We start from the raw sequence: 23678 nt of genomic DNA on the forward strand, positions 1-23678 counted from the left end.
CCACGCGTACCCATACCGAACACGACCGTTAAGCCTTCCAGCGCCGATGGTACTTGGACCGAAGGGTCCCGGGAGAGTAGGACGTCGCCAAGCGAACAACCATAAAGGCCGTTATCGAGTGATCGATAGCGGTCTTTTCCTATATTCAAAAACAAGTATTTACGAATTCGAGACTATCCCATACCGGGTTGGGTGATACTAAACGACAGCGATTCATTGAACCCCAGGATAATGCCTTAAGGACTTAGCATTTTGGCAGACCAGGCTTAAACGTGGGTGAGTCTCCATTTAATAGAAGAAACCCGGTTCGTTTGTCCATTCCAAAGAGACAGGATAACGCGCTGGATGGATACTTGCGAACTTCCGGCAAAGGACGAATTTCAATCCTTGACAGCCTATGGGCCCTTTGCTAAGATGGCAATAATATATTTCTGAAAATACTTGAAAATGCCGTCCGGTCCAGCTCTGACAGTAGTTGTAGTCCGCAGGAAGACGACAAAAAGGAGGAATAACCCAGGTGTGGGAAGATAAGTTTAGCAAGGAAGGCTTCACTTTTGACGATGTATTGTTGGTTCCTAGAAAATCCGAGGTACTTCCAAAAGAAGTGGATGTTAGCACCAAATTGAGCGAGCATGTGAAATTGAACATCCCGCTCATCAGTGCAGGAATGGACACCGTAACGGAAGCTCCTTTGGCAATTGCCATTGCTAGAGAAGGCGGAATCGGCATTATTCATAAAAATATGACGGTTGAACAACAGGCAGAAGAGGTAGATCGGGTTAAACGTTCGGAAAGTGGTGTTATTACGAATCCGTTCTCGCTCCATGCTGATCATCTTGTATCCGATGCAGAGAAACTCATGGGTAAGTTCCGGATTTCCGGCGTACCGATCGTAGATGAGAACAATAAGCTGATCGGGATTTTGACGAATCGTGATCTTCGTTTTGTTCATGATTACAATACGGTCATCAGTGAAGTGATGACCAGCGAGAATTTGGTGACAGCTCCGGTCGGAACGACCCTTCAGGATGCCGAAATGATCTTGCAGAAGCATAAGATTGAGAAACTGCCTTTGGTAGACGAGGATAATGTCCTTAAAGGACTTATCACCATTAAAGACATTGAGAAAGCGATTCAGTTCCCTAGAGCAGCGAAGGACGCTCAGGGCCGCCTGCTTGTAGGTGCAGCCATCGGAATCTCCAAGGATACCTTCGAAAGAGCAGAGGCGCTTGTGAAAGCTGGCGTTGACGTTATTACCGTTGACTCTGCCCACGGTCATCACATCAATATCATTGATTCCGTTCGCAAACTGCGCGAAGTGTATCCGGATCTGACGATTATCGCTGGTAACGTGGCCACAGGCGAAGGCACACGAGAGCTTATCGAAGCTGGTGCATCCGTCGTTAAAGTCGGAATCGGCCCAGGATCGATCTGCACCACCCGCGTCATTGCTGGGATTGGCGTACCGCAAATCACAGCGATATATGACTGTGCAACGGTTGCTAAAGAATACGGCGTGCCAATTATCGCAGATGGCGGTATCAAATACTCCGGGGAAATTACGAAAGCCATCGCGGCAGGCGCAAGTGCCGTTATGCTGGGCAGCATGTTTGCCGGTACGGAGGAGAGCCCAGGCGAAGCTGAGATCTATCAAGGACGCCGTTTCAAGGCTTATCGCGGTATGGGTTCCCTTGCAGCCATGAAACAAGGCAGTAAAGACCGTTATTTCCAAGATGACGACAAGAAATTGGTTCCGGAAGGCATCGAGGGTCGTGTTGCTTACAAAGGGCCTTTGGCAGATACCATCCATCAGCTGATCGGTGGATTGCGCTCCGGCATGGGCTATTGCGGTACGCAAAACCTGGAGGAACTGCGGAATGACACTCAGTTTATCCGTATCTCTGGTGCAGGACTCCGCGAGAGCCATCCGCATGATATTCAAATTACCAAAGAAGCACCTAACTATTCCTTGTAATTCACTGAAAGAACAAGGACGAACAATATATGTCATTTATTTCCTGGACAAGCTGGATGAATTATCATCCAGCTTGTCTTTTTTTGATACCCCCCCTATGATAGAATAGAACAAGTTAATGACTTATTGAGAATTAGAGGGGAGTAATTCCATTGATAGACAAGTCTGTAAAGAAGAATAAGCGGCAACGAATTCAAAGAACGCTGGCATCCTTGATGCTGTTTAATATACTGTGTTTCTCTGCTGCGCCTGCGGTTTCATTCGCGGCACCTACTATGCTGGCAACAGCGGATACAACGAAAGCCACAGAGGATAAAGCGACAACCGAGAAAGCCACAACCAATGCTGAGAAACCGGATAAAGTGCCATCGATTGATCAGCTTGGATTGGATGTAAGCTCCGCTGTTCTGATCGAGCCATCAACAGGACAGGTCCTATTATCTATTAATGCGGATGAAGCATTGCCACCGGCGAGTATGACGAAGATGATGACGGAATACATCGTTGCAGAAAAAGTGAAACAAGGCGACTTAGCTTGGGATGACGTGGTTACCGTGGGGGAAAATGCAGCAAAAACTGTCGGATCGCGGATATTTTTGGCGGAAGGCGACCAACATACAGTGGAAGAGCTCTACATAGCGATGGCTGTCGGTTCGGCGAATGATGCGACGGTAGCATTGGCTGAGCATGTGGCTGGTTCCGAGGCAGAGTTTGTTACCATGATGAACGATACGGCGAAGAAGATGGGGCTGAAGACGGCTTTCTTCATTAATTCAACTGGCCTCAGCCGTGCTGATATGCCAGAGAAATATCGCCCTGCAGAGGATAAAGAAACGGTAATGTCGGCAATGGATACCGCTTTACTTGCGAAATATATTGTCGAGGATCATCCTGATTTTGCAAGATTCACGGCTATTCAATCCCACAAGTTCCGGCAGAGAGACACGAATCCGATTATCAACTACAACTGGATGCTTGAGGCCAACAAGAGTATTACGAACTTTAAGTCCTACGCTTATGAAGGTTTGGACGGTTTAAAAACCGGTCATACCAATGCGGCGGGTTATTGCTTTGCCGGTACTGCTGAACGTGACGGCATGCGTTTGATTAGCGTTGTAATGGGTACGAAATCTGAAGGCGCCCGTTTTAAAGAGACCAAAAAAGTTCTTGATTACGGCTTTGACAACTTTGAAGTGAAGGAAGTCCAAGCTGCCGGTGCAACCGTGCAAGGCTTTGAAACCGTCGAAGTGAAGAAGGGCAAAGGCAAAGAAGCTGCGCTCGTAACGGATAAAGCTCTTACTTTTGTTGTACCGAAAGGTTCAAGCGGCAAGAATATTACCTTTGAAGCCAAACTGGACTCCTCCAGCATGACAGCTCCTGTCGCTAAGGATACGAAGGTGGGCACGGTAACCTACACATATAAAATAGAAGGCATGAAGGAAGCCCAAACCGAAACGGTGAATCTAATCACTGCGGAGGAAGTTGAGAAGGCAGGCTGGTTCAGTTTGTTCCTGCGGGCGATTGGAGACTTTTTCGCCGATTTATTTGATTCCATCAAAAATCTTTTCTAACAGCCGATAAATTCCGAGTAATTGGGTTGTGTATTTGATTTTGATGCGGTAAAATATCAAGTTAGATTCATTGCAAGCATGCACCTATACGGGTACAGACCATATCGCCAGGGAATGCTGTTATGGCGATGAGATACAACATATAATCGGGAGGCTAGGGGACATGGAAACAGGAACATCAACTGTAAAAAGAGGTATGGCGGAAATGCAAAAAGGCGGCGTCATTATGGACGTCATGAATGCGGAACAAGCGAAAATCGCTGAAGCTGCCGGTGCTACGGCAGTTATGGCGCTGGAGCGCGTTCCTTCCGATATTCGCGCTGCTGGGGGAGTAGCACGTATGGCTGATCCAACCATCGTTGAGGAAGTCATGAAAGTTGTATCCATTCCAGTTATGGCCAAGGCTCGTATCGGTCATTATGTCGAGGCGAAAGTGCTTGAATCACTCGGCGTGGATTACCTCGATGAGAGTGAAGTGCTGACGCCGGCGGATGAAGTGTTCCATATCGACAAGTGGGATTTCACCGTACCGTTCGTATGTGGCGCCAAAGACATTGGCGAAGCGCTGCGTCGTATCGGCGAAGGTGCATCCATGATCCGCACGAAGGGTGAGCCGGGAACGGGCAACATCGTGGAAGCTGTTCGCCACATGCGTTTGATCAACAGCCAAATCCGTAAAGTTCGCAACATGTCGAAGGACGAGCTGTATGCCGAAGCGAAAAACCTCGGTGTTTCCTATGACCTCCTGAAGGGCGTTCATGAGACGGGCAAGCTGCCTGTCGTTAACTTTGCAGCTGGCGGTGTGGCAACACCTGCTGATGCAGCATTGATGATGCATCTGGGCGCTGACGGCGTCTTTGTTGGATCCGGCATTTTCAAATCGGACAACCCTGAGAAGTTCGCTCGTGCGATTGTTGAAGCAACGACGCATTATGATGATTATAAATTGATTGCTGAAGTATCCAAGAACCTGGGTGCTCCGATGAAAGGCATCGAGATATCCAAGCTTAGTCCCGCTGAGCGCATGCAGGATCGCGGCTGGTAAGAGAGAAGGGGTAACATGAAGGTCGGCGTACTGGCACTTCAGGGTGCCGTTGCAGAGCATATTCGGAGCATTACGCTTGCTGGTGCCGAAGGGGTGCCGATTAAGAAGGTTGAGCAGTTGGACAGCATTGACGGCTTGATTATCCCTGGCGGCGAGAGCACCACCATCGGCAAGCTGATGCGGAAGTATGATTTTATGGATGCAATTCATCAGTTCTCAGCCCAGGGCAAACCGATATTCGGAACATGCGCCGGACTGATCGTACTGGCAGAGCGAATTCAAGGCGACGAAGAGGCTCATCTGAAGCTGATGGACATCACGGTGGCGCGGAACGCATTTGGACGTCAGCGTGAAAGCTTCGAGACCGATTTGCCTGTAAAAGGAATCGAAGAAACGGTACGGGCTGTCTTCATTCGTGCGCCGCTCATTCTGGAAGTGGGTGCGGGCGTTGAGGTCCTTTCCACTTATAAGGATGAGATTGTTACAGCCAGACAGGGGCATCTGCTCGCAGCTTCTTATCATCCGGAGCTGACGGACGATTATCGACTTCATCAATATTTTGTGGAGATGGTTCGATCCCAGTCTACGGCACCACAGATGTAATAGTTACAGTAGAAGACATCTTGACTCTTTGGCAGTATGTGGGAGTCAAGTTGTCTTTTTCGCTGAAATGCAATAAGATGTATCGTATGTAATAACGTATAATGCAGCCTTGTCCCAAGGCTTTTTATCAACATATAGGGCAGCTGCTTCGATATACTTGATGGATGTTTTACTTTAGGAGGGTTTCCCGTGTTAGACGTAAAAATATTGCGCAGCGAGTACAGTCGTGTAGAAGAAGCGCTGAAGAATCGAGGCAAATCGCTCGATCTGATTGCGGAGTTTCCTAAGCTTGACGCCCGGCGCCGGGAATTGCTGCAGGAAAGCGAAAGTCTGAAGAATCGCCGCAACACCGTGTCGGCTGAAGTAGCCAAACTGAAGAAGAATCGTGAGAATGCAGATGATCTGATTCTGGAAATGCGCCAAGTGTCAGACCAGATTAAAGCGATGGATGAGGAAGTTCGTGAGCTGGAAGCCAGCATATCCGAGCTTACTTTGGCGATTCCGAATATCCCTCATGAGAGTGTGCCGGTAGGCGCCTCGGAGGAGGAGAACGTGGAAATCCGCCGCTGGGCGGAGCCGAAAGCTTTCGATTTCGAGCCTAAGGCACACTGGGAGCTTGCTCAGAACCTGAGTATTTTGGATTTTGAAGCAGGTGCGAAGGTAACGGGTTCACGGTTTACGTTCTACAAAGGTTTGGGTGCTCGCCTTGAGCGTGCCTTGATCAGTTTCATGATGGATCTGCACAGCGACAAACACGGCTATGAGGAAATGCTGCCTCCATATATCGTCAACCGGGACAGTTTGTACGGAACAGGACAGCTGCCTAAATTCGAAGAGGATTTATTTAAAATTAGCGATACCGACTACTATCTGATCCCAACCGCTGAGGTTCCTGTAACGAACTACCATCGCGAGGAAATCTTAAATAGTGAGGATCTGCCTAAATATTACGTGGCATACAGCTCCTGTTTCCGTTCGGAAGCCGGCGCGGCAGGCCGCGACACACGGGGACTTATTCGTCAGCATCAGTTCAACAAGGTTGAGATGGTGAAGATTGTACATCCGGAAACATCGTTTGATGAGCTTGAGAAGATGACGGCGGATGCGGAGCGAGTGCTCCAGCTGCTGAATCTTCCTTATCGCGTCATGGCTCTTTGTACCGGGGATATGGGCTTTGGATCCATGAAGACTTATGATCTGGAGGTTTGGCTTCCAGAGAGCGGCGTATATCGTGAAATCTCCTCATGTTCGAATATCGGGGACTTCCAGGCTCGCCGTGCCAACATTCGCTTCCGTCCGGAACCGAAGAGCAAGCCCGAATTTGTCCACACCCTGAATGGTTCCGGGCTCGCGGTAGGGCGTACCGTCGCTGCCATTCTGGAAAACTATCAACAGGCTGACGGATCCGTCGTTATTCCTGAAGTACTTCGCCCGTACATGGGGAACGTTAGTATCATCGAACAGAAAAAATAAGTTGATAAAACAGTTTGTCTTGTGGTATAATGATTTTTGCACGTGATTCATTTTGCATGGATCATTACCACGTGGAGAGGTACCGAAGCGGTCATAACGGGGCGGTCTTGAAAACCGTTAGGGTGCAAGCCCACATGGGTTCGAATCCCATCCTCTCCGCCATACATAATCAAACCCAAACCGTTCCCTTAGGGAAACGGTTTTTTTATTGCTCTTTTATATAAGAGGAATCATAGCATGTTCTTCCCTTCAATAGGTTCTCTGCTTTATGGAGGCTGCTGTATAAAACATCCCCTGTTATCGCAATTTATAGAGAAGGGGAGGTGTGAACATGAACTCAGAACTGAATGTGGATCAGTCGACGCTGGTCAATGCCTGGCAGGAAAGACTGCCCATCATATTAAAGCCGGGAGATCGCGCAGAAGTGGCTGCAGACGAAGGGGATCCGAATGCCATCCGCATTCATATTGATGCAGCAGGTCGCCAGGAGTATTCATTTGATTTTCAATGCACGTATGTGGATTCGCGGGAAGTGAAGGTCGATCTGGTCGATGTAGAGCGTGGGGGCGCGACGACCGATGAGCGTAATGAGAACATTCAGGGCATGGTGGGCGATTATACGCGCCATATCCATGAGTGTGCCCAAACGCTGCAGCAAATCACGCACCACTAGTTCCATGAATGGGTGAGACAGTTTCCATACTGTCTCTTCATGATATGGACATCAAAGCAGGATAGCGTAGACATCGTTTGATCCATGAAATGGAGGGCTATCAGATGAGCAAACCAAAAGCGATTCCGGTACCGGAAGCACAAGAGCAGCCGAAGCAGCGCAAGGACCATGACCGTGGTGGCCAGGAGCCGCTGTCAGGCTCGCACAGAGCGAAGATCCGTAAGCAGGATGGACATTTCAATCCGGAGGGCTAGAAGCCTGTAGGAGCAAATACGGAGAGGCTAGAAAGCAAGAATCGAGGGAACTTCCTGTAATACGACAGGAAGTTCTTTTTTTCGTTATGAAACCTTTTGCGTCCAACCTGCGTATTAGTGTTCAAGTGTAATATTTTGGGGCCCCACCTTATTCGCATGTTAAGAAGTTTGAAATTAAGATGGATGGAAAAAGAAAGGAAATAAATTTTCAGCAAATATTCCAGAAAGTGTTTCTCATTTTGGTTAAATGGTTTATGATTAGAAGGTCTGTTATTTTTTTGACTGTTAGAGGGGAGAGAAATTTTAATGAACAAGAAGTTTGCAGCTATTATGCTGACACTGTTGCTCACAGTGACAGTTGTATTATCCGGCTGCGCCAAAAAAGAAGAGCCTAAGGCAGCAATGACCAACGCTGCTACGAACGCGATGAAGATGACATCCTACGAAATGAAGAGTAAATTTGTCATTGAAGACCTTCAAGTTAACATACCTGCAGTTGAAGGCGATCCAAGTGTAACTCAAGCGATGACCATGCTGAAGAATGCTGAGGTTACGCTGGATGGTATCTACCAAGCTGAGCCAATGCAAACCGAAATGAACATGGGTATCAATCTGAAGGGTGACATGGCGATGTCCTTCAACATTGATATGGTCATGACGAAAGAGAAAATCTACATTAAAGTTCCAAGCATTCCAATGCTGCCATTCCCAGAGGACGTTGTTGGCAAGTTCCTCATGATGGACATGAAAGAGCTTGCTGAGCAATCCGGTGAAACGTTTAGCCCAGAAAGCCTGGATACCGAGAAATCGCAGAAATTCGTGAACGAGATCCTTGAAGCTTTGCTGAGCGAATATGATCAAGCGAAATACTTCAAAGAGATCAATGTTAAAGATGCTGGCCTTCCAGAAGGCGTGGATGCAAAACAAGTGGTTCAATTCTTTGTAACCAATGATAACCTGAATGAAGCATTGGATATTATGGTAAACAAGGTTGCACCTAAGGTTGTTGACATTGCAGCTAAAGACGAGTACCGCGAATTGCTGGGTCTGACCCAGGAAGATATCGACGCTGCCAAAGCTGAAGTATCCAACGTTAATCAAGACGAATTCAAAGCGGGCCTGGAAGAGATGCAGAAATATCTGAAGATCAACACATTCAACATCAACACGGCTATTGATAAAAAGGATTTCCCTGCTTATCAGGATGTTGTATTGAACGTTGATTTCAATGATCCAGAAACCAATGAGAACGTGAAGTTGGCTGTGAAGGGTAGCACCCAATACAACAACATCAACGCAAAACAAGAGTTCAAAATCGGTATTCCAAAAGAAGCTGATGTCATCACGATGGAGCAATTTGAGGAATCCATGAGCCAAATGGGCACTTATTAATATTATCTCATCACAGACACCAAAACCCGGCCGTCATGGCCGGGTTTTTTACGTTTCTATACATATTTCTCTACATAAGGATCATATTTTCCCGCGCAAACGTCGGAAGAACTGGGTGAGTAGGGATGCGCATTCTTCCTGCAGCACGCCCTCAACCACGTGAGTCCGGTGATTAAAACGCGGCTCTTGAAGCAAATTCATCAGTGTGCCGGCACAACCGGCTTTGGGATCGCCAGTGCCATAGATCAGCTGTGGGACCCTGGATTGGACGATCGCTCCTGCACACATGGGACAGGGCTCCAGCGTCACGTACAACCGGCAGTCGAGCAACCGCCAAGCTCCAAGATGTTTGCTTGCTTCACGGATCGCTACCATCTCGGCATGGGCCGTACCATCATGAGTCGTTTCACGCAAATTGTAACCACGGCCAATAATCTCATCACCCCGCACGATGACAGCGCCGATTGGAACTTCACCGAGCTCTTCGGCTTTCTGTGCTTCCGCGATGGCTTCTCTCATCCAGCGTTCATGATTATCGTTATCCACAGCCAGTGGGTCTATTGAATTTGATATCAAACTAAAGTCTCCTTTCACAGCCCGTTAAAACCCTGTATTTATACCCAATGTTCAACGAACATTTATTCGTTTGTTAACATGTTGTGGACAAAATTGTGGATAACTAAAATATTATACACAAGGTTATACACATTATCCCCAGATAAGTTGTGTATTTGTGCGCAATCTGTGGATACGTTGTTTGTTTTACTTGGAATGGCCTCTTATATTGTAAGGATTCCCTATTTCAATAGCAATGCGATTGTGGAAAAAAGCATATAGTCATCAAGTCGCTTGTCTTTTCAAACGTTCCTGATCAAGGTATCATGAGGGTATTAGATTCGCAAGTCGTCTATGTGACAGCAGAAAGGTGAAGATGCCACTTGTCGATTAAGACGAAATTATCGATGATCATGTCCATATCGGTATTATTTATTCTTCTGCTCAACATTACGCTGAACTATTACACGACCCAGGAAAATTTGCAGCAGGATAGTGAAACCAAAATGGTGATGGCCGCTACGCAGATTGCCATCACGGTCCAGCAAACCGGCTTTAGTTCTGCATATGTGGATAACATATTCGGTGATATGCTGAAGGTGGCCGCGGTCAATGCGGCAAAAGCTTTGGATCCGGATATTAACAATATAACCAATTCGCAATTGGTGGAATTGAGTAAGGAGATCGGCGTCACCCACATTTCGCTATTGGTCCGGACGAATGATGATATCGTTGTTGCCCGATCCTCCTCTCAAGATGAAATCGGTCTTTCCACAAAGAACTGGGGGTACTGGCATACGGCTTTTCAAGAATTGTTCCAGTATGGTAAAGTCGTATCCGTTTCCGAGGGTCAGCGCGCCGATCATTTTTGGTCAGGACCGTTTGAGTTCTCCACATCCAATCCGGAATTCATTGATAAATGGGGATACTATTACGATAGCAAGCGCAATTATATCATTGATCCCTACATAAGGAATTCGAATATCAAGGACTTTGTGAAGATAACAAGCCCGGATACGGTTGTGAAGGAAACGTTGAAGTCGAATCCGCGAATATTGGAAGTAACAGGCATCAACCCTGAAACGTTTGGCAATGAATATATGAGAGAAGATGGAACGGATGACGTTCATCACAAGCTTCGCAATCGTCCCATTACATTCGGCACCTACGACTATGGAAGCCTGGACCAAGATGCGGAAGCTGTGAAGAGGGCTGTTTCTACCAGCGATAATGTGGTGTTTGTCAGTACCATCAATAATAAGAAGGTGCTAAAAAGCTTCATCCCCATCGTATCTGAAAATAAACCGACCAGTGTCATCAGTGTTGTCATGGATTATGAAGCCATCTCCTCCGTAATGAGGGAGCAGATGATCAGTCTTGTGGCCATCTCATTGGTTTTATTGGAAATCGTGATATTCGGCAGTTATATTGTTGCGGGGTATTTTACCAAGCCGATTCAGGCCATCCTGGGGACGGTAAACGATGTCTCGGATGGTCACTTTGATCGAAGGCTGGAGGTAAGCAGCCGGGACGAGCTGGGGCAGCTTGCGGGTCGAATCAATGCGATGACACGTAATCTGGGTAACTATACGAGCCAGTTGAAGCAAATGGTCGATGAGAATCAATCCGTTAAGGAATATCTGGAGTCGGTCATTAATCAGACAGCCGATGCCATTCATACAACCGATACCTATGAACGGGTTATTAGTGTGAATAAAGCGTTTGAGCAATTGTATGGTTGGAAGGCGCACGAAGTGGTTGGACGGAAGCTTGCACTTGTGCCTCCGGCCAAAGAGGAAGAAGAAAAGGAACGCATCCGCCGCCTGCGGGCCGGTGAACGGCTTCCTCCGGTGGAGACGGTCCGTCTTCGCAAAGATGGAAGCACGATCGAGGTCAGTATCAGCACCTCGCTGGTGCGCGACGAGAACGGTGAGGTTACCTCCATGATTAGCGTGTCTCGGGATGTGACGGAACGCAATCGGATCGAGGAGCTGCTGCGTCGTTCGGAGAAGCTCAATACCGTTGGCCAGTTGGCTGCCGGCGTTGCTCATGAGATCCGAAATCCGCTTACGACGCTCCGTGGATTTCTGCAGCTTCAGCAGCAGACCCACAAAGTTAATCCGGACCATATTGATCTAATGCTGTCCGAGCTGGATCGAATTAACCTCATTGTCAGTGAATTTCTGATATTAGCGAAGCCGCAGGCGATTCATTTCCAAGAAAGGGATGTCCGAGTCATCATGGGAGATGTCATTTCATTCCTTGACAGCCAAGCCCATTTGTACGGTATCGAATTCAAATTGAAATTTACTGATGAACCCACGTACGTACACTGTGAGGAGAACCAGCTCAAGCAGGTGTTTATCAATTTGCTCAAAAATGCGATTGAAGCGATGCCGGATGGCGGCAGTATCTGGATTGACCTTTCAAGGCCGAAGGGCGAATGGGTACAAATCGATATTCGGGATGAAGGTCAAGGCATTCCGGAAGATCTGATGCCGCATCTTGGCGAGCCTTTTATTACAAATAAAGAGACGGGCACAGGGCTAGGATTGATGGTAAGCCAGCGTATTATTCAGGGCCACCGGGGTATGATGGAAATCGAGAGTGAAGTGGGAGTAGGAACCAAGGTGAGCATGGTTCTGCCTGCGGTTCAGCGGAATGCAATTGAGGGATAAGCAAGAAGTAGTTACAGATAAGGGGATGGCATCTTGAGAATCAATAAATTTATCAGTGAAACGGGATATTGCTCACGTCGTGAAGCGGACAAGCTGGTGGAGAGCGGGAAAGTTACCATTAATGGCGTGGTGGCAGTCCTGGGAAGCCAGGCAGAGGAAGGCGACGATGTGCGTATCCAGGGAAAGCCGCTTCAGGATAAGAAGAAGCAACATGTGTATATTGCTCTTAATAAGCCGGTCGGGATTACAAGCACCACCGAACCGCATATTAAGGGCAATATTGTAGACTTCGTAGGTCATAACGAGCGTATTTTTCCTATAGGACGATTGGATAAGGACTCCGAGGGACTGATTTTGCTGACGAATGATGGGGATATCGTCAATAAGATCCTTCGCTCCGAGGGGAAACATGAGAAAGAATACATTGTGACGGTGGATCGCCCGGTAACGGAATCCTTCCTTAGCGGGATGTCCAGCGGCGTAAAAGTTTTAGGTGAGATGACTCTGCCCTGTGAGGTCACTCGAATGTCCGAGCGTGTATTCCGAATCATTCTGACAGAGGGTAAGAATCGTCAAATCCGCAGAATGTGCAGCGCTTTTGGTTATGAGGTCCGAAAGTTACAGCGAATCCGGATTATGAATATCCGTCTTGGCAGTCAACGTATCGGCTCATGGCGCGACCTTAACGAGAAGGAGAAGGAAGAGCTTGGCCGGCTGCTGAACTACAGGCTCGAGTAGCTGACTGGAATACTCCTATTACCTTAAACAAAAACAACCGATGGGATCTGGAGACCAGATGCATCGGTTGTTTATTGTGTGTTATAGTCTGTAGGGACCGTTCCCTTTTGAGTTATTCATTCACGCTTGTAAAGGTCGCGCTATCCTGGTATTTACGTATAATGGATACCTCGACTCTGCGGTTCTTCGCTCGTCCAGCAGCGGTATTGTTATCGGCAATCGGATGGTATTCACCATAACCGATCGGCATGAACCGTTTAGGGTCCAGCTCCGAGTTGGTTAGCAAAATCTTCATGAACTGCAAGGCCCGATCCGAGCTTAAATCCCAGTTCGATGGATATCGGCTGTTCGAGATTGGCACATTATCCGTATGACCGGATACAATGATTTCATAGTCCGGGAACTTGTGAAGCATTTGCGAGATGGCCTTCGCCAGTTTACGGGCCTCCGGCTTCACAACGGCCTCACCGGAAGGGAACAGGGCGTTATCCCGTATCGTAATGACAAGCTGGGAGTGGTTCAACTTGGTGCTGAGCTCCGAGGTTAAACCGTTATTCTTAATATAATTATCGAGCTGCTTCTTCAGCTTCTCCAGATCCTGTTGCTCCTGACGCATCAGTTCTGCACGTCGTTGGTCAGGTGTTGTTGCGGGAACGGAAGGTGATGTCGCTTTATGATCCTTAATATTAGGCGGATCATCGCTGGATTCCGTTTTGCTGTAGTCCAGCACCCCGGTTCCGCCGGTAAGAGCAACGCTGAAGGCTTCGCTCATTTCTTGAAATTTGCGTGCATCCGTCGCGCTCATGGCGTACAGCACCAGGAACAGGGCCAGAAGCAAGGTCAGTAGGTCTGCGTAAGGAAGAAGCCAGGATTCGTCGGCATGCTCCTCATGCGGCTCGTGTCTAGTCTTTTTGCTCACTAGCACCAGCCTCCCTCTCGCTGAGCTCAGCCCGTTCGGACGGTGTCAGGAACACGGAGAGCTTTTGATTGATTGCAATGGTGGATACACCGGATTGAATGGACAGCAGGCCTTCTACCATCATCAGGCGGATTTCAACCTCGCGTTTGGATAGACGCTTGAGTTTATTCGCAATCGGGTGACAGATGACATAACCGGTGAAGATACCGAGCAGGGTAGCGATAAACGCAGCCCCGATGGCATGGGCGAGTTCGCCCATATCTTCCATGTGGGATAGTGCAGCGATCAAACCGATAACGGCTCCAAGTACCCCGAGGGAAGGTGCATACATACCGGCCTGGGAGAAGATCAATGAGCCGGAACGATGGCGCTCTTCGGTGGCATTAATATCTTCCATTAATACATCACGTACGAATTCCTGATCGTTGCCGTCAATGATCATGCGCATCCCATTACGCAGGAAGCTGTCATCAATCTCATCGACTTTGGTTTCCAGAGCCAGCAGTCCTTCACGGCGTGTGATCGAAGCCCATTCCATAAACAGCTTGATCATATCCGTTTTGTCCATCAGATTCTGTTTCACGAAGGTCATTTTGACCAGCTTCGGAATCTTTTTCAGCTCGACTAGCGGAAATCCGATGAATAAAGTTGCTGCCGTACCGCCAAGAATGATTAGATAGGCTGCCGGATTATACAAAGCGAGAAGGGAGGCACCTTTCAGGATCATGCCCACCAGTACCGCGACGATACCGATTATTAAGCCTATAATTGTTGAAATTTCCATACCACACCTCATCCGTGAGAAATAAAATAACGAATCCATTCGTCAGAACGGCTCTCATGGAGAACCGGGCCCCTTATGTGGGGCGTTATCCTATTTATCGTCAGGTCGGGCTTTTTTTTTTAGTTGTAATTTCCGGTATAATGGAAGGAAGGGAAACGAAGCTAAGTACGGCAAGGAAAGGAGTGATTAAGATGGGCGTTAAGCACGGAAGGGATTATGGCGAAATTCTGGCAGAACTAACCGAGGCGGTCGGGCGAATTTCCGACAGCTATGTCTTCTTTGAAATGGAAGCTGAGGATTGGGGCAATCTGGGTGAAGCCGAGCAAAATGAGGTTCATGAGGCGCTGGCAGAGGATTTGTTTTATGCGCTGGGCACAGAGCCGGTGATTAACGTTGGCAGCGGCGTGGTCATGCATGATCAGACGAACCATCGAATACATATTTTGATCGGTGAAGAAGAGTTGGCTTTTGTGGCCCTTGTGTAATCACTCCAGTTATCAACAGATACAGGGCAGAATAGAATAGATGACAGATAGCCCATATTACGTGTCAGTCGGCTTTAAGATAGGTTTTTTTCGGGGAGGAAGATAAAAGATGCTTTATACGCAGCAAGAAGTAGAGGCTCATCTGGAAAAGCTTGAGGGTTGGGAATTTGAACAAGGGAGATGGATCGTACGGAAGTATACCTTCTCCTCCTTCATGAAGGGAATCGCTTTTGTTGATGAAGTGGCAGCTATTTCGGAAGCTTTCGGACATCACCCCTACATCACCATAGATTATAAAGTCGTTACACTTCGTCTCACTTCTTGGGACGACGGTGGCATCACGGCTGTGGATATTAAGGAAGCGCAGCAGTTTAACGAAGCCTATGAGAAGAGTCGTTCGAAGGATGGCAAGGCGGCACAATAGAAGGGGAAGACGGTAAGTCCCCTCGGAGGTCCCGAATATGTAAAAACACGCTTGCCCCAGGAAGAACTCCAGGTGCAGGCGTGTTTTGCGTATAAGCTGATTTATTTTTTCTCAGCAAGGTACAGCGCGATGTTTGCGATTTCATCAGGCTTAAGTTGATCTTTAAAGGAAGGCATTCCCTTACGACCTTTGGTTACAACGTTGAAGATCGCGTCCGCATCCATGTGTCCGCCCACTTGATTCAAAGCCGGTCCAGCGCCGCCTTGAAGTTGGTCGCCGTGACAGCTAATGCAGCTTGCTTTCAGTGTAGCTTCCGCTGCGGCAGCATCGAGAGTCACTTCCGGCATGGTCGGCTTCTCTTCCTGAGCTACCTGTTCCTTACCTGGGAGCGTAAACATCAGCGCAATAGCCAACGCACATGCGACGAAGAACAATCCGCTCATGATCCATTTTTGCATCGTCATATCGTCCCTTCTATGTATACTGCACTTTTGCACTTGTCTCCATTATAAACCAACATCCATAGACAGCATAGCCAGTTGTGACAAAAAAAGCAACTATACGGCGTGGCTTCATAAAAAGTACACAAAATTGTGCTTTTTCATATAGACAAAGATTACTATTCCTCATTTGCCGGGGGCTCATACACCATACAATGGAAAAGGGCGTTACCCGTTGGCGTAAGCCGCTCGTACGTATCGGTGATGTGAAAGCCCGCCCTTTGATAAGCGCGAATCGCACGCTCATTCCAGGTCAACACCTCCAGGTCAATTTCGTCGGCAGGGCGCCTCCGCCTGGCTTCCCGGACAATCGTCTGCATAAACCGTTTACCCATTCCACGCCCGCACCAATCAGGCCGCATGCCAAGTCCGATTCGTGTAACCTCATGCATCGGAAACAGTTGGGCAAACCCCCAAAGGGCCTCCCATTCATCCAGAATCGAGATGTACTGCCTCTGGCGAATGTCCGGATCGCCAAACTCCACCTCAAGCCCTTTCATCTGCTCCCAGGGAAGAAAGCCATAGATATTATAGGGAGGAGGATAGGTCCAGGCGCATATTTCTTCCGCGTGCTCTTCACGCATGATTACAGTGTGAAATGAAATCGGTGTTGCATCCATTTGCGAAATCCTCCTATCGTATGCATGAATAATAACCATTTTACGAATATTCAAGTCACATCAAAAAGCCCGTCAAAGAGAGGTAAGGGCTCCTTTAACGGGCAAGCAGTATGTATAGGATGATTAGCCTCTATAACTTAGGATGTTTCACCGGTTGACTCTTCATACTTATCATTGCTCATAATACGCTTCGCACCCACGTATCGCTGATCATAGTACTCCTCTGAAAGGCGGTTAATTACCACGCCGCGGTTGGAGGAGGCATGGGCAAATTTGTCATCGCCGACATAAATGCCGACGTGGGAGATGCCCTGGCCCGATGTGTTGAAAAACACTAAATCGCCAGCGCGCAGCTCCTTACGGGATACACTTGTCCCCATGTCGAATTGAGAGCCGGATTGATGCGGTAGCTTCAGACCGAGTTTAGCATATACATACATGGTGAAGCCGGAACAGTCAAATCCGATCGTGGTCGTGCCGCCGTAGCTGTATTTTGTACCTAGCACCTTATCGATTTCGTGATCCAGCGCACGATCCGCAAACACGCTGCCAACGCCCAAAGTGAACAACAGCGTGATACTCAGGGCTGCTGTCGATAATGTTTTCTTCAGCATGGAAAGCTCCTTTTCGTTGCCTGCGAGGTTAGCTTGAGGGTTCGGTTGAAGGTTCCCTATGATCTCTTGACGGCAAGATCAATTCACCCGTGGGTTGGTTCCCCCGCTTCCCGTTCGGCCGGGAATTCGGCATAGCAATCTATGATTAAAGCACTTACATTAATGACAAAGTTGTTACTGCGTCCATTCTATCAGACAGCAAGCGAGATTGGCAATTATTTCTTGGTGAATTTCGCTATTTTTCAATAGCATTAGCCGTCGAAGCATCGGATAAAATCAATATTTTTCCAAAATGGGTGTTTAATGAAGGGAGAGAAGGGTATATAAAGGGTAGAAGATGTGAAGACATGGCGAAGTGAAGTGAACTTGTAGAATAAATTTCATTTTTTTTCGAAAAGCGGGAACTTTTCCGTTGTCCTGAACGTTATAAAGGTATAGACAGAATAAACAAAAGAAAAAAGCCGCTGGATGAGATCGGCACAATCTCATAAGCCCAGGGCTTTCTTGTAAGAGTAAATCAATAAAGTTCCAACATTAATTGTAGTTCACAGCTACAGATTTGTACGTATTTTGACTCATAATTCTCTTAGCGCCTACATATCGGTTGGCATAATAGCTCTGGCTTAGCGGACTGATAATGACACCACGCGAAGATGAGGAATGAGCGAATTTGCCGCTCCCAACATATATACCCACATGAGATACACCTCTACCGGATGTGTTGAAGAACACGAGATCGCCAGCTTTCAGGTTGCTCTTGGATACTGCCGTACCTACTTTGTATTGAGCTGCAGATGTACGCGGCAGGCTAAGGCCAAGCTTCTTGTAAACATAGCTGGTGAATCCGGAGCAGTCAAAACCATTCGTTGTGGTTCCGCCTGTTTTATAAGAGACACCAATGGCTGGTTTGATTGCAGTATTTAATTTGGAATCGGCGAAAGCGCTTCCGGTCCCTAATGTGAGTGCGAGTGCGAGGCCTAGAGAAACAGCCGTTAACTTCTTTTTCAAAACAAAAGCTCCTTCCATTGCCTGCGAGGTTAGCTTAAGGGTTCGGTTGAAGGTCCCCTATGATCCCTCTCTTGCGAGATCAATTCACCCAAAACGGATCCCCCGCTTCCCATATCGTTATGGGAATTCGGCTCCTTAAAATGTTGATGAACCCATTCATTGACGTCTGACGTTCCAACATAGATAACGAATTTACATCGTTCCAACAAAAAGTTACAGTAAAGATGACAAAGTTGTTACTAACATATTCGTTATTTTAGCAGAGTATTAACAATTTGGCAAACGAGGAAAGATCATTTTTAAACAAAAAAACCTGTCCCCATCTTGGGGAAACAGGTTTTTTTGTAATTTGGCGCTCAGAAATTTGTAATATAGAGGATAAATGAACTCTTATTCTTTGTAAAATCAAGACCCGGATAGAAACGTGTCACTTCGGATTACAGCTTATTCGCGAGCATGTTTCATCATTTCAGGGTAACGAATTGTAACGATTAAGGATGCGATGAGGAGGAATCTCTCCACAAATGATATTGAGCGGAAATTACCCAAATTTGGAAAAGTCCATTCAGAAAATAAGAGGCCTGCTGAATAATTAAGCCGATCAACCCGGCCCAGAAGAGCGAAGCCGAGCTCAGGAGCAACAGAATGACACAGGCGGATCCGCCGATGGTGATGGATAACAGCACTGCCGTGCCCAAGCGGCGGAAGAGCGCATGGAGAGAGCTGATCATACCAAAGTCTCCCGTGCGCCCGAACTGCATATAGAGCAATAACAGGCGGATTAGATAGGCGTACAAGAACCAGCCAACGGCATACGGCAGTGCATGAAGGAGCAGAACAGGCTCCTGAATCCCATTTAGCAGAATCGGAAGAATTTTGGGCAGAAGCCAGTAACCGGGCACAAAGGTGAGAATAAGCTCAATCAGATAGAATAGCGTTACAGGTTTCCACAGTTTGCGCATGCCAGTGAAGAAGAATAAACCACGCTCGCCCTTGGCTTCCTGGTGAAGGTTGTAGAAGATGCCGGCCCGAATGAGCGGGGTGAGAACCATCCGGATCAGGAGCAAACCGGCCAGAAGCCATCCGTAGGTGTGGACCGTGCTGCTCAGGGTTAGGCTCATCTCGCCCTCATAGAAGAATAACAGACGGCTGAGCTCGTTAGGGGCAGAATCCGGATATCGCATCAGAAGGGGAACGACTGCCGATTTTACGAGTCGGTACAGGCAGTATCCCCACAGCAAACGGTATAAGAAGAGCAGAATCGAGACGTATAGCTGGTCTTTAACACTGGTCCACCCTTGGCCTGCGTAACTTTTCATGTGCTCCCCCCTCACCATGACAGGCTGCCGAACAGCGTCTCCACAAGCTTGGTAATACTGAGATTCCAGCGTGTAACCACCTTCGGATCCATTCCTGCCTTCATATAGTTATTGATGTGTTTGTTCTCCAGGACGATGGAGTATTTGGGATCAACCATGGCCCAGGCGAGCGGAGTGCTGTACTCCAGGGTGTAAGTAACTTTGCCGTCCTTGCCGCTCCAGGTCCGCTCCACCGTTTTGCCATCCTCAAAGGCGAACACGATCGGCACATTGGTTATATCCCCGTCCTTGCTCGTAATCTTGACCGTAGACTCATAACGAGGATGTTCCGCCGTGCCTTTATTTTTGGTTTTGATCACGTCGATGGCGACATCCGCCATCTGGCTTCCATATACATATTGGTCAAAATACGGCTGCCAGGACGTTTTGCTTACTTGCTCTACAACTTTCTGGAAGTCGGACGTGGTCGGATGCTTGAACCGGTATTTCTGGGCATACGTATGAAGAATCTTCTCCATCATCTGCGGACCGACCTGCCGTTCGATGCCTTGCAGCACCAGCTTGCCCCTCGTGTAAACATTCAGTGCGTAGTTTTCGTGGGAGCTGTATTTCCAGGATTCCATCTTCAGCGGTGCAGGGGAAGTAATGGATGCTCCCTGAGCTGCCGTATTGGAGGTAATACCGTATTCTTTTTCCATCACTCGTTCTTCAGCATAGGTTGCAAAGGCCTCGTCCAGCCACGCTTCCTCAAATTCATTACTTGCGATCATTCCGTAAAAATATTGATGGGCGATCTCATGAATGACGGTCCGCTCCAGCTCATATCCCGGCGAATCGTTTTTGGCACCGAAGGCCGTGACCAGCGTCGGGTATTCCATGCCGCCTGCCCCGTTGCCCGATTCCGGCGGAACGACGATGGACAACGTGGAATACGGATAGGTTCCGTACCATTTTCCAAACGAAGCGAGTGCCGACTTGGCGGCATCAAAGTAACGCTCCTTTAAGTCTTTATGGGCCGGATCGAGATACAGCTTGATGCGGACCCCCGGTACGCCTGGTGCGGAGAATGCTTCTTCTGCCGTGACAAAGTTTGGCGATGCCGACCAGGCAAAATCATGCACATCATCCGCATAGAATTGATAAATTTTTTCCCCGTTTGATTTTTGGGCAGGCTTGGTAGGGAATCCGGTCGCCGCGACAATGTAATTTTCGGGCACTCGGATGCGAACGCTGTAGATGCCGAAGTTCGAATAGAATTCGGAGTTGCCATGGTATTGATGAAGATTCCAGCCTTCCTCTGTTCTTCCGCGAAGACCAGCGGGTTCATAGACCGAAAGTTTAGGAAACCATTGGCCGGCCATAATAAAATTCTCGGTGGTTCCCATGCGAGCAAATATTTTGGGAAGTTCGACCTCGAACTCCAAGTGAATGGTAACACTCTCCCCGCTCTTGATGGGTTTAGGCAGCCGGAGCTTGGCAAGGCTGTGATCCTTGATGTTGCCGTCATCCGGTTGAACAAATTGAAGGCGATGGGTCAGGGCCAGTCCTTCGGTTGTTTTCACGCTGGTAATGGCCATGGAGCCGTATCCGTCGTCTGGCATGGGATCGGAACGAAGCCTGCCGCCCGATTCCTTCATAAAGGTCGTGTCATTGGAAGCAAATGCATTGGGATACAGATGAAAGTACAGCTCGTTTACGCTTTTTTTGCCTGGATGAGTCCAAGTGAGTGTCTGTTTGCCCTTAAGCTTGTTCTCCTCAGGCTCGTACCGAACATCCATATGATATTCCACCAGCCGGTCGCTTAAGGCCGGAGCGGGAATATTAGGCTGCACCTTAGGCGGTGAGAGCGGGGCCTTCTCCACGGCAGAGGCGGAGGGCTTGCCCGCATTTGGGGCAAGAGCAGACGCTGAGGACCCTGGATTCAGAAATATCGGCATCGATCCTGCAAGCAAACCTATGGCAAGCAGGGATGATAGAAAGACTTTGGCACGTGGTGGGACCATATCGAACAACCTCCCGTTGACAAGCATCTAGTGCATGTATATGTTTGCTTTTGGGGGATTATTAGTTAAAATAAAATTATTGGGACATGGGTTATCAATTTAGCAGCTGATACGTATGAATCGGCTCTGATATAGGAGGTCGGCAGCAGTGGAGAATGAAGAGCAGAAGCAGGGTGCGAAGAAACCGATTGCTTTGAATATTATTAATAGCAAGAGTAAACATAAGGGGTTTGGATCAGGCTCCATCGATCTGAACAGTTTGTCGCCCGTCATTATCGACAATGGCGAAGCCCGAGTGGACATTGGAGCCATGCACGCCAAGAGTAAGGTGGAGAAGGGCATCCGTTTCAGCATGAACCGGGATGAAGTACCCAACGGACGCCAGGTGTGGATCGTGTGGGTAGCTGTAGATCGTACCGCGGAGGGACAGCATTATGCAGGCATGACCGCCTGTGAAATGTGGATTGACCACGAGGCCCGCCGCGGCTGGAAGATCCTCGCCGATCATGTGAATAAAATGGATGCGGCGATGAAGCGCAAGATTATTCTGGATGGGCTTGGCGACGTGGAGAAGAGAGCGCTGCGTGAGCTGCTGATTTCGCGTAACGAGGAATGGTGGAATGCATCCCCAGAGGAAATTAAGGAAGCCCTTCGAACCGAGGAATAATACAATAAATGAAAGCATTGTTCTAGATGCGCAAGTGAAAAGACCGGTTGGATTCGTGATCGAATCCTGCCGGTCTTTTTGTAATTGCGTATGGTTAGAATGGAAGAGCGTAGGTCAGTTTTTCTTTTTGATCGAGAAACGGATTTTTGTATTGGAGCGTCAGCTTGCCGCCGGCATATCCGATATACGTAAGACCGTCACCAATGAAGCCCACCTCGTTCGGCGGCATTTCCTCAATGACCTTGATGGTTTCCTCGTCCAGAAGTTCAGGATAGATAAGCTCGGCTGTCTTGCCTGTCGGATGAACGATATACAGGGTCGCCTTCGTGTATGGTCGGACGAGCAGGAAGTCCTGTTCGATCGCTTCTACAACAAAATGATCCTTTACTCCCGTGAGCGCGGCCAGGTCATAAGTTTTGACCGTTTTGCCCGTCGGATGAACCAGCTCCAGCGTGCTGCCGTTCATCATGGCAATATTGCCTTTGTAGCTGAGTTGGTCCGGTTTGTAGTTAATTCCGGCAAAATTGGAATGTTTGGTTTTGGATAGCTTCAGGATTTTCTTGTCCTGAATGAGCAGCCGGTATCTTCCCTCATGAATATGAGGTTCGCCGTAATAATTGGACAAGTCGACGACATAGGTATTGCTGTTGATGCGATGTGCGCTTAAGCCGACTTGATCGATTTCCTCCACCGGGATCATGCCGACTTGGGCTGGGGTGGATCCGGCTTTACCCATGGACAGCATACCATTCTCGCGATTTACCCAGAAGAGCATATTGGCCGTGGAAGCATAGGCGTATTTTGACCAAGAATCAAAGGTCGTTCTAAGTCCGGATTTGCTGTCATACTTCAGAGGGATGCCGAAGGCTTTGGTAATCAGACTGGCGGGAACATAAGTCACGCCTTTCTTCACGACCGGAGCCGCCTCGAGCTTTAGAGCGGTCCCCTTGGCATTGACTGCACGCGACTGTCCGATGATAATGCGGACAGACTGTGTCGGGCTGTTAATGTACAGCTCTTTTTTTCCGGGGATCGTCAACTGCAGCTGCAGCTGTTCGGAAACTTCCTTCAATGGAATGAATACAACGCCTTTATTCGTATAAGGTTTATGTTTCACATCCAGAGTGCTCCATGTTGCCTTGCTCTGTGATGTGGAGGCTGCTGCCGCATGGGCAGGAATCGTTGTGAGCGATGAGGACGTAAGCAATAAAGACATGGCTATGGATGCGGTACCTGCTAATTTGATAATTTGTACGGACTTCATATCATTTCCTCCTTCTGGTTTTCACTCCCGCCTATATAAACGACTAAATAATGGGAAATGTTTCACCTAAATCACGAAATCATGTAAAAAATGAGATATGCGATGGCGAGATTG

At 48.1% G+C, this 23678-nt stretch carries 23 protein-coding genes, 1 tRNA gene, 1 rRNA gene and 2 riboswitches; of the genes, 15 read left to right on the forward strand and 10 right to left on the reverse strand.

The annotated features are described in order from the left end of the window. The 10 genes from rrf to OHJ21_RS32255 form a co-directional block, all read left to right on the forward strand. A 5S ribosomal RNA gene (rrf, locus tag OHJ21_RS32210) occupies positions 1–93 on the forward strand; the annotation flags it as partial. A 424-nt stretch (positions 94–517) separates the two neighbouring features. Continuing rightward, positions 518–1975 carry an IMP dehydrogenase gene (gene guaB / locus OHJ21_RS32215; RefSeq protein ID WP_100541624.1) on the forward strand — a complete coding sequence of 486 codons (1458 nt, stop codon included), beginning with the start codon at positions 518–520 and terminating at the stop codon, positions 1973–1975. A gap of 152 nt (positions 1976–2127) precedes the next feature. Then, a complete protein-coding gene (locus OHJ21_RS32220; RefSeq protein WP_100541623.1) occupies positions 2128–3546 on the forward strand; it encodes a D-alanyl-D-alanine carboxypeptidase family protein in 1419 nt (472 codons plus the stop codon). Positions 3547–3709: 163 nt separating this feature from the next. Further along, complete coding sequence (pdxS, locus tag OHJ21_RS32225; RefSeq protein ID WP_009595550.1) at positions 3710–4591, forward strand: pyridoxal 5'-phosphate synthase lyase subunit PdxS; 882 nt, start codon at positions 3710–3712, stop codon at positions 4589–4591. Positions 4592–4606: 15 nt separating this feature from the next. Continuing rightward, complete coding sequence (pdxT, locus tag OHJ21_RS32230) at positions 4607–5194, forward strand: pyridoxal 5'-phosphate synthase glutaminase subunit PdxT (protein ID WP_486022350.1); 588 nt, start codon at positions 4607–4609, stop codon at positions 5192–5194. A 189-nt stretch (positions 5195–5383) separates the two neighbouring features. After that, complete coding sequence (gene serS, locus OHJ21_RS32235) at positions 5384–6667, forward strand: serine--tRNA ligase (RefSeq protein WP_100541621.1); 1284 nt, start codon at positions 5384–5386, stop codon at positions 6665–6667. Between the two features lie 73 nt (positions 6668–6740). Next, positions 6741–6829 (forward strand) — tRNA-Ser (locus OHJ21_RS32240). A 169-nt stretch (positions 6830–6998) separates the two neighbouring features. Further along, positions 6999–7340, forward strand: coding sequence for a hypothetical protein (locus tag OHJ21_RS32245; protein ID WP_100541620.1), 342 nt, complete (start codon positions 6999–7001; stop codon positions 7338–7340). Between the two features lie 104 nt (positions 7341–7444). Then, the gene (locus tag OHJ21_RS32250; protein WP_098741251.1) at positions 7445–7594 is read left to right on the forward strand and encodes a small acid-soluble spore protein P; all 150 of its coding nucleotides are present in this window, start codon (positions 7445–7447) and stop codon (positions 7592–7594) included. A gap of 306 nt (positions 7595–7900) precedes the next feature. Continuing rightward, on the forward strand, positions 7901–8986 hold the full coding sequence (locus OHJ21_RS32255; RefSeq protein WP_100541619.1) for a hypothetical protein: 1086 nt from the start codon (positions 7901–7903) through the stop codon (positions 8984–8986). A gap of 81 nt (positions 8987–9067) precedes the next feature. On the opposite strand, the gene tadA is transcribed toward OHJ21_RS32255, so the two are convergent. Then, on the reverse strand, positions 9068–9562 hold the full coding sequence (tadA, locus tag OHJ21_RS32260) for a tRNA adenosine(34) deaminase TadA (RefSeq protein WP_100541618.1): 495 nt from the start codon (positions 9560–9562) through the stop codon (positions 9068–9070). A 362-nt stretch (positions 9563–9924) separates the two neighbouring features. On the opposite strand from tadA, the gene OHJ21_RS32265 reads away from it, so the two are divergent. Both OHJ21_RS32265 and rluF read left to right on the forward strand, forming a co-directional pair. Then, the gene (locus OHJ21_RS32265) at positions 9925–12219 is read left to right on the forward strand and encodes an ATP-binding protein (protein ID WP_486022353.1); all 2295 of its coding nucleotides are present in this window, start codon (positions 9925–9927) and stop codon (positions 12217–12219) included. Positions 12220–12252: 33 nt separating this feature from the next. Beyond that, a complete protein-coding gene (rluF, locus tag OHJ21_RS32270) occupies positions 12253–12957 on the forward strand; it encodes a 23S rRNA pseudouridine(2604) synthase RluF (protein ID WP_100541616.1) in 705 nt (234 codons plus the stop codon). A gap of 112 nt (positions 12958–13069) precedes the next feature. Here the strand turns inward: rluF and motB are convergent, their stop codons facing one another. Both motB and motA read right to left on the reverse strand, forming a co-directional pair. Continuing rightward, the gene (gene motB / locus OHJ21_RS32275) at positions 13070–13876 is read right to left on the reverse strand and encodes a flagellar motor protein MotB (RefSeq protein WP_071221115.1); all 807 of its coding nucleotides are present in this window, start codon (positions 13874–13876) and stop codon (positions 13070–13072) included. Further along, positions 13860–14660, reverse strand: a complete 801-nt coding sequence (gene motA / locus OHJ21_RS32280) for a flagellar motor stator protein MotA (protein WP_100541615.1) — start codon at positions 14658–14660, stop codon at positions 13860–13862. The genes motB and motA overlap by 17 nt, the downstream gene beginning before the upstream one ends. A gap of 191 nt (positions 14661–14851) precedes the next feature. Here motA and OHJ21_RS32285 point away from each other — a divergent pair, with 191 nt between their 5' ends. Beyond that, positions 14852–15145 carry a hypothetical protein gene (locus tag OHJ21_RS32285; RefSeq protein ID WP_071221117.1) on the forward strand — a complete coding sequence of 98 codons (294 nt, stop codon included), beginning with the start codon at positions 14852–14854 and terminating at the stop codon, positions 15143–15145. Positions 15146–15254: 109 nt separating this feature from the next. Continuing rightward, positions 15255–15569, forward strand: a complete 315-nt coding sequence (locus OHJ21_RS32290; RefSeq protein WP_098741259.1) for a 4a-hydroxytetrahydrobiopterin dehydratase — start codon at positions 15255–15257, stop codon at positions 15567–15569. 101 nt (positions 15570–15670) lie between these two features. Here the strand turns inward: OHJ21_RS32290 and OHJ21_RS32295 are convergent, their stop codons facing one another. The 6 genes from OHJ21_RS32295 to OHJ21_RS32320 all read right to left on the reverse strand — a co-directional run bounded on the left by OHJ21_RS32295 (position 15671) and on the right by OHJ21_RS32320 (position 21633). Further along, entirely contained in the window at positions 15671–16027 is a 357-nt protein-coding gene (locus OHJ21_RS32295; protein WP_096777305.1) for a c-type cytochrome, read from the reverse strand. Positions 16028–16188: 161 nt separating this feature from the next. Next, the gene (locus tag OHJ21_RS32300; RefSeq protein ID WP_100541614.1) at positions 16189–16689 is read right to left on the reverse strand and encodes a GNAT family N-acetyltransferase; all 501 of its coding nucleotides are present in this window, start codon (positions 16687–16689) and stop codon (positions 16189–16191) included. 137 nt (positions 16690–16826) lie between these two features. Beyond that, positions 16827–17300 (reverse strand): C40 family peptidase, encoded by a 474-nt coding sequence (locus tag OHJ21_RS32305; RefSeq protein ID WP_486022370.1) that lies wholly within the window; start codon positions 17298–17300, stop codon positions 16827–16829. A gap of 5 nt (positions 17301–17305) precedes the next feature. Further along, positions 17306–17445, reverse strand: a riboswitch (cyclic di-AMP (ydaO/yuaA leader). Positions 17446–17837: 392 nt separating this feature from the next. After that, positions 17838–18311, reverse strand: coding sequence for a C40 family peptidase (locus OHJ21_RS32310; RefSeq protein ID WP_100541613.1), 474 nt, complete (start codon positions 18309–18311; stop codon positions 17838–17840). A 3-nt stretch (positions 18312–18314) separates the two neighbouring features. Beyond that, positions 18315–18454: riboswitch (cyclic di-AMP (ydaO/yuaA leader) on the reverse strand. Positions 18455–18802: 348 nt separating this feature from the next. Next, positions 18803–19630: a hypothetical protein gene (locus OHJ21_RS32315; protein WP_100541612.1), complete on the reverse strand. Its 828-nt coding sequence runs from the start codon at positions 19628–19630 to the stop codon at positions 18803–18805. A gap of 11 nt (positions 19631–19641) precedes the next feature. Further along, positions 19642–21633, reverse strand: coding sequence for a M1 family metallopeptidase (locus OHJ21_RS32320; protein WP_100541611.1), 1992 nt, complete (start codon positions 21631–21633; stop codon positions 19642–19644). A 148-nt stretch (positions 21634–21781) separates the two neighbouring features. On the opposite strand from OHJ21_RS32320, the gene OHJ21_RS32325 reads away from it, so the two are divergent. Further along, positions 21782–22300 carry a YwhD family protein gene (locus OHJ21_RS32325; protein WP_100541610.1) on the forward strand — a complete coding sequence of 173 codons (519 nt, stop codon included), beginning with the start codon at positions 21782–21784 and terminating at the stop codon, positions 22298–22300. 94 nt (positions 22301–22394) lie between these two features. On the opposite strand, the gene OHJ21_RS32330 is transcribed toward OHJ21_RS32325, so the two are convergent. Continuing rightward, complete coding sequence (locus OHJ21_RS32330) at positions 22395–23564, reverse strand: copper amine oxidase N-terminal domain-containing protein (protein WP_394059679.1); 1170 nt, start codon at positions 23562–23564, stop codon at positions 22395–22397. Positions 23565–23678: the final 114 nt, after the last annotated feature.

The sequence above is a fragment of the Virgibacillus sp. LDC1 genome (genome assembly GCF_025792345.1).
Lineage (GTDB): Bacteria > Bacillota > Bacilli > Paenibacillales > Paenibacillaceae > Paenibacillus_AQ > Paenibacillus_AQ lautus.

Excerpts from the sequence above, each read along its gene's own strand:
- OHJ21_RS32245 (WP_100541620.1), top strand. The coding sequence starts at position 6,999 with ATGAACTCAGAACTGAATGTGGATCAGTCGACGCTGGTCAATGCCTGG.
- OHJ21_RS32320 (WP_100541611.1), bottom strand. The coding sequence starts at position 21,633 with ATGGTCCCACCACGTGCCAAAGTCTTTCTATCATCCCTGCTTGCCATA.
- OHJ21_RS32290 (WP_098741259.1), top strand. The coding sequence starts at position 15,255 with ATGCTTTATACGCAGCAAGAAGTAGAGGCTCATCTGGAAAAGCTTGAG.
- OHJ21_RS32295 (WP_096777305.1), bottom strand. The coding sequence starts at position 16,027 with ATGCAAAAATGGATCATGAGCGGATTGTTCTTCGTCGCATGTGCGTTG.
- OHJ21_RS32300 (WP_100541614.1), bottom strand. The coding sequence starts at position 16,689 with ATGGATGCAACACCGATTTCATTTCACACTGTAATCATGCGTGAAGAG.
- OHJ21_RS32285 (WP_071221117.1), top strand. The coding sequence starts at position 14,852 with ATGGGCGTTAAGCACGGAAGGGATTATGGCGAAATTCTGGCAGAACTA.
- pdxS (WP_009595550.1), top strand. The coding sequence starts at position 3,710 with ATGGAAACAGGAACATCAACTGTAAAAAGAGGTATGGCGGAAATGCAA.
- pdxT (WP_486022350.1), top strand. The coding sequence starts at position 4,607 with ATGAAGGTCGGCGTACTGGCACTTCAGGGTGCCGTTGCAGAGCATATT.
- OHJ21_RS32330 (WP_394059679.1), bottom strand. The coding sequence starts at position 23,564 with ATGAAGTCCGTACAAATTATCAAATTAGCAGGTACCGCATCCATAGCC.
- OHJ21_RS32250 (WP_098741251.1), top strand. The coding sequence starts at position 7,445 with ATGAGCAAACCAAAAGCGATTCCGGTACCGGAAGCACAAGAGCAGCCG.
- OHJ21_RS32255 (WP_100541619.1), top strand. The coding sequence starts at position 7,901 with ATGAACAAGAAGTTTGCAGCTATTATGCTGACACTGTTGCTCACAGTG.
- motA (WP_100541615.1), bottom strand. The coding sequence starts at position 14,660 with ATGGAAATTTCAACAATTATAGGCTTAATAATCGGTATCGTCGCGGTA.
- OHJ21_RS32315 (WP_100541612.1), bottom strand. The coding sequence starts at position 19,630 with ATGAAAAGTTACGCAGGCCAAGGGTGGACCAGTGTTAAAGACCAGCTA.